The organism is Spirillospora sp. NPDC046719, assembly GCF_040645715.1.
Lineage (GTDB): Bacteria > Actinomycetota > Actinomycetes > Streptosporangiales > Streptosporangiaceae > Spirillospora.
Genome location: NZ_JBEYYT010000084.1, coordinates 1 through 4,655 on the forward strand (window position 1 = coordinate 1; position 4,655 = coordinate 4,655).

Below are 4,655 nucleotides of genomic sequence, written 5' to 3' on the forward strand. Positions count from 1 at the left end.
CGCCGAAGGCGCCCTTGACTTTGGAGGGGCGGCCCCGTACGCAAGCGCCACCCCACCACCCGAACACCCCTCTCGCCGATTCTCCCGAACACCCATCTTGCAGATCTCCCGAATACTCCCGCCCCGTCTCTCGAAGACCACCCAGACACCCTGATCTCCGATAAACCCACCCCTGAAGACCACCCCACCGCCATTCCCTGCCGAACACGCCTACACAACCCCACCCCATTCGACCCCACCCCAATCAACCCCCTCCCCACCCTCACGCCGCTAAATATCTGCATCACCTGACGCGCAAAGCACGCCCCCGGCAGCACCCAGAATCACAACCACGACCGACCGATCAGCCAAACCCACTCCAGCCGAGCATCACCCACCCACCCGGCTAAGTAGGAAAGGCGTAGAGTTGGTCGACCGGGCCGTGCTTGTTGCCGGTGTCGGCGGCGGCGGCCTCGTCCTTGGCCAGGACGCAGACGACCCGGACCGCAGCGGCGACGTTGGAGAGCGGGACGTCCTCGCCCGCGAAGTCCTTGACGACGGCGGTCCAGCGGGGCGTGCCACTGGTCGCGTCCACGCTGGAGACGCGGCCGTTCGTCGTGAAGGTGAGGGCGCCGTCGGCCAGGGCGAAGGGGCGGTCGCCGCCGGAGGCCAGTGGGGGACGGGGACGGTCCAGGCCGCGTTGCCTGCGGCGATCGTGGACACACCGCCGATTCCGGCGGCGTAGACGCAGGGGCCGGACGGCACCACGCGCGTCAGGGCGCCTGCGGTCGTGCCGGACCAGCGGACCTTGCCGTGGCGTGCCGACACGGCCCATAGACCGCTCGGCGACTGGACGTAGACGGCGTCGCTGTCGGGGGTGATCGAGCATTGCGCCTGGAAGAGTCCGGCGGCGCCGGTGAATCCGCCGGACACGTGCCAGCGGGTCCTACCGGTCTTGACGTCGAGTCCTGCGAGGTACATCCGGCCGTCGACCGCGCAGACGACGCCATCGGCGATCGCGGGGCCGCCGGCGACACCCGGCGCCGTCTCCGCAGGCGCGCCATCGTTCCTTGCCGGTGGCGGCGTCCAGGCCGTGAAGGTGGTCGGTGCTGGAGACGGCGACGTGACCGCCGGACGCGGCGGGCGGGGAGAGCCATCCGCCGCCGGAGAAACTCCAGCGGAGCCTGCCGGTGCCTGGATCGAGCGCTTGAAGGGTGCCGTGGCCGTCGGGCTCGTTGCGGACGGTGTAGAGGGTGTCCTCCATGACGTGCGGTGCGCCCGTACATCGGGGACGCGTTGTAGTGGCCGTACGGGGATTGCCACAGCTGGCGGCCCGCAACGTCGAACGCTTAGAGCCTGCCTTCGAAGGACGCGTAGAACGTCGTGTCGGATGCGGCCATCGAGTACGGGAACAGGTCGGCGTTCTCCGAGCCCGGAGTGGTGTGTCCGTCGTCCGCGGTGGTGAACGTGTGTTTCCATAGCGGTTTCCGGCCGGTCGGCTTGGTGCTGAGGTCCGGCCTTGGCCGCAGCCGGAGGCGAGGGCGGCGGCGCCCGCCAGGGCGAGGCCCGCAGGACCGTGCGGCGCGGCACCGTTCCGTCCGTCATCTGTCTCCCCGCCCTCGAACGACGGGCGCATGGTCGCTGATGTCAGCACACGTTCGGTACAAGGCGCCGTGTTGCAGGATGGATGGCATGCGTGCGCGACCGATCACGCCCGAACGGGCGGTCGAGGAGGTGTGCGGCCGGATCGCGGGGGCGCCGCGCGGGATGTGGCGGCGGGTGGCGGTGGACGGGCCGCCGGCGGCGGAGCCGTGGGTGCTCGCGGACGCGCTGGTGGGGCCGTTGCGTGCGGCGGGACGTGATGTGGTGCGGGTGTCGGCGCGCGATTTCCTGCGGCCGGCGTCGCTGCGGTTCGAGTTCGGCCGCGAGGACCCGGACGTCTACTACGACCAGTGGCTCGACGTGGGCGGGCTCGTGCGGGAGGTGTTGGGGCCTCTGGAGCCGGGCGGGTCGGGGAAGGTGCTGCCGAGCCTGTGGGACAGCGAGCTGGACCGCGCCACGCGCGCACGGTACACGGCTGTGCAGCCGGGCGGTGTCGTGTTGCTGGACGGTGCGCTGCTGCTGGGTCGGGGCCTTCCGCTCGACATGGTCGTCCATCTAACGCTGTCGCCGGGCGCGCTGGCGCGCCGCACCCCGGACGAGGACGCTTGGACGCTGCCCGCGTTCGCCCGTTACGAGCGCGAGGTGGAGCCGCTGCGGGCCGCCGACGTCGTCCTGAAGATGGACGACCCGCGCCACCCCGCGCTCGTGGAGTCCGTCTAGGCGCGCCATTCCTCGTTGTAGTCGGGGTGGTGGGCGTAGGCGAGCGCGATGAGGCGGAGGGTCTGTTCGCGGACGGCTTGGGCGGCCCGCTGTTCGGGGGTGGCCCGGCCTTGGGCGATGATCCAGGCGTGTTTCTCGTGGTCGTCGACGAGCTGCCGCCGGGCGGCGACCTCCTGGAGGGCGCGGGACGGGTCGTGGCGGGCGATGTGCTCGGCGTAGGCCTCGGTCTCCGCCGACGCGACGACGGCGGGCTCGCCGTCGGCGTCGAGGTGGACGGCGCCGGAGGGGCCGGCCGTCCAGGACGCGCCGGAGCAGGCCCGGGCGACCTGTTCGTCCTTGGCGAGGCGGGCGCGCAGAAACTCCACCAGATCCATGCGCCCATCCTGCCTCGCGGGGCCGACATCGGCGCCCGGATACACTCACGGCGGGGAGGATCCATGTCATTGACGACATCCCACGGCGAGCCGGGCACGGTACGGACCGGGCTGCGCGCGCGCCGTGAGGGAGGGCCGCTGCGGGTGGTCGAGAGCGAGCTCGTCGACTACGCCGAGGCGATCGAGACGATGGAGCGGATGGTGCGGGACCGGCAGGCCGGGACCGCCGACGACACGCTCTGGATCCTGTCGCATCCGCGCACGTACACGGTGGGGCGGCGGACGCCTCCGGAGGAGCGGCCCGACCCGGCGCTCGGCATCCCGGTGGTGGAGGTGCGGCGCGGCGGGAAGCTCACCTACCACTCGCCGGAGCAGATCGTCGGGTACCCCGTCCTGAAGCTCGCCGATCCGCGGGACGTGGTGGGCTTGCTGCGCGACATCGAGGTCCTGCTGGTCGGGGTGCTCGGCGAGCTGGGCATCGAGGCGGAGCGGCGGGACACCCCGCCGGGCAGCCCGCTGCTGACGGGGGTGTGGACGGCGGAGGGCCGCAAGATCGTCTCGCTGGGGATGCACATCTCGCGGGGCGTGAGCGCGCACGGGTTCTCGATGGACGTCGACGCCGACCCGGCGCCGTGGACGTGGGCGGTGCCGTGCGGGATGCCGGACGTGGAGATGACGTCGGTGTGCCGGGAGCGGGAGCGGCGCGGGCTGGCGCCGGTCACGCAGGCGGAGGTGCGGCGGCTGATCGTGGACGCCTGGCGGCGCGAAGCCTGACCACGGCTTGAGCAGGTGCTGAGCCGCGGGCCGAGGGCCCGCGAAGGGCGGGCCGTCGCCGGCCCGCCCTTCGGGGAGGGTTACGTGGCGGAGCAGTTGCCCTGGACGGGCTTTCCGGCGAAACGGTCGGCGAGGAAGCCCATCATGTCCCCCTCGCTCTCGAGCAAGCCGGTCGCGTGCTCGGCGATCGCGTAGCTCTTGTAGGTGACGTTCGCGCCCCTGGCGCACCAGTCGTGGTCGAGGGTCTCGGCCTGCTTCGCCGGGATGATCTCGTCCAGCAGCGCCTGCCCCTGGAAGACGGGGACGCTCGGCGCGGTGGAGCCGAGCTTGTTCTCGTCCAGCCGGGCCCGCCACTGCGGGGTGTCCAGCGGGTTGCTCGTGGTGTAGTCGCCGATCTTCTTGAAGGCGGTCTGGAGCACCGTGAGCGGGCCGTCGACGCTGACCAGGCACATGTCCTTGGCCTTCGCGAGCAGCGCCCGCCCGTTGTCGTTGAGGTAGCCGTCGAGCTTCAGCTCGGGGTAGGCGGCGTCGTAGCCGACGGCGGCCATGAACATCAGCGCGACGAACGGGCCGCCGTCGAGGCTCGCGGCGACGGCGCGCAGGTCGGCGGGGACTCCGCCGGCGGCGACGCCCTTGAGGTCGAGGTCCGGCGCGTAGGACGCCGCGAGTTCGGCGGCCCACCCGGCGGACGTCCCGCCCTGCGAGTAGCCCTTGATCGCGACGGGGGCGCCGGCGAGCCCGGCGTCCGGGAGGCGTTCGGCGGCGCGGGCCATGTTGAGCACGGCCATGCCCTGGGAGCGGCCGACCTCGTAGGTGTGCTGGCCGGGGGTGCCGAGGCCCTCCATGTCGGTGACGGCGACGGCCCAGCCCTGGTTGAGGGCGTCGATGACGAACAGTTCCTCGTAGTCCAGGCCCTGGGTGAGGGTGTAGGACGGGGCGCAGGAGTCGCCGAGCCCGCGCGTCCCGACGGCGTAGGAGACGAGCGGGCGCTTGCCGGTGCCCTTCCACGGCTTGTCCGGGACGAGGACGGTGCCGGACACGGCGGTCGGGGCACCTGCGACGGTCTGCGACCGGTAGAGCACCTGCCAGGACTTCACTCCGCCGTAGGGCGAGTGCCCGATCGGGTCGACGGTGAAGAGCGACGGGCGGGAGCGGATGACGTCGCCGGGCTGCCCGGCGGGCAGCGGCGACGGCGGCCGGTAGAAC

At 72.1% G+C, this 4,655-nt stretch carries 6 protein-coding genes and 1 pseudogene; 2 read left to right on the forward strand and 5 right to left on the reverse strand.

The window, feature by feature from the left end; all coding sequences use genetic code 11:
• Positions 1 to 385: 385 nt before the first annotated feature.
• From ABZ914_RS16875 to ABZ914_RS16885, 3 genes and pseudogenes are all read right to left on the reverse strand, one after another.
• A complete protein-coding gene (locus ABZ914_RS16875) occupies positions 386 to 574 on the reverse strand; it encodes a hypothetical protein (protein WP_500193847.1) in 189 nt (62 codons plus the stop codon).
• A 194-nt stretch (positions 575 to 768) separates the two neighbouring features.
• Positions 769 to 960: pseudogene (locus ABZ914_RS16880) on the reverse strand (hypothetical protein); the annotation flags it as partial.
• Positions 926 to 1,615, reverse strand: coding sequence for an outer membrane protein assembly factor BamB family protein (locus tag ABZ914_RS16885; RefSeq protein ID WP_500193812.1), 690 nt, complete (start codon positions 1,613 to 1,615; stop codon positions 926 to 928). The pseudogene ABZ914_RS16880 and the gene ABZ914_RS16885, both read right to left, overlap by 35 nt.
• 56 nt (positions 1,616 to 1,671) lie before the next feature.
• On the opposite strand from ABZ914_RS16885, the gene ABZ914_RS16890 reads away from it, so the two are divergent.
• Positions 1,672 to 2,301 (forward strand): nucleoside/nucleotide kinase family protein, encoded by a 630-nt coding sequence (locus ABZ914_RS16890; protein WP_500193814.1) that lies wholly within the window; start codon positions 1,672 to 1,674, stop codon positions 2,299 to 2,301.
• Here ABZ914_RS16890 and ABZ914_RS16895 read toward each other — a convergent pair.
• Positions 2,298 to 2,675 carry a DUF6221 family protein gene (locus ABZ914_RS16895; protein WP_190866580.1) on the reverse strand — a complete coding sequence of 126 codons (378 nt, stop codon included), beginning with the start codon at positions 2,673 to 2,675 and terminating at the stop codon, positions 2,298 to 2,300. The genes ABZ914_RS16890 and ABZ914_RS16895 overlap by 4 nt on opposite strands.
• A gap of 63 nt (positions 2,676 to 2,738) precedes the next feature.
• Between ABZ914_RS16895 and lipB the strand changes: the two genes are divergently transcribed.
• Positions 2,739 to 3,449 carry a lipoyl(octanoyl) transferase LipB gene (gene lipB, locus ABZ914_RS16900; RefSeq protein WP_500193815.1) on the forward strand — a complete coding sequence of 237 codons (711 nt, stop codon included), beginning with the start codon at positions 2,739 to 2,741 and terminating at the stop codon, positions 3,447 to 3,449.
• Between the two features lie 80 nt (positions 3,450 to 3,529).
• Here the strand turns inward: lipB and ABZ914_RS16905 are convergent.
• Positions 3,530 to 4,655: lipase family protein (locus ABZ914_RS16905; protein ID WP_500193817.1), on the reverse strand; the 1,126-nt coding region annotated here is incomplete at its 5' end.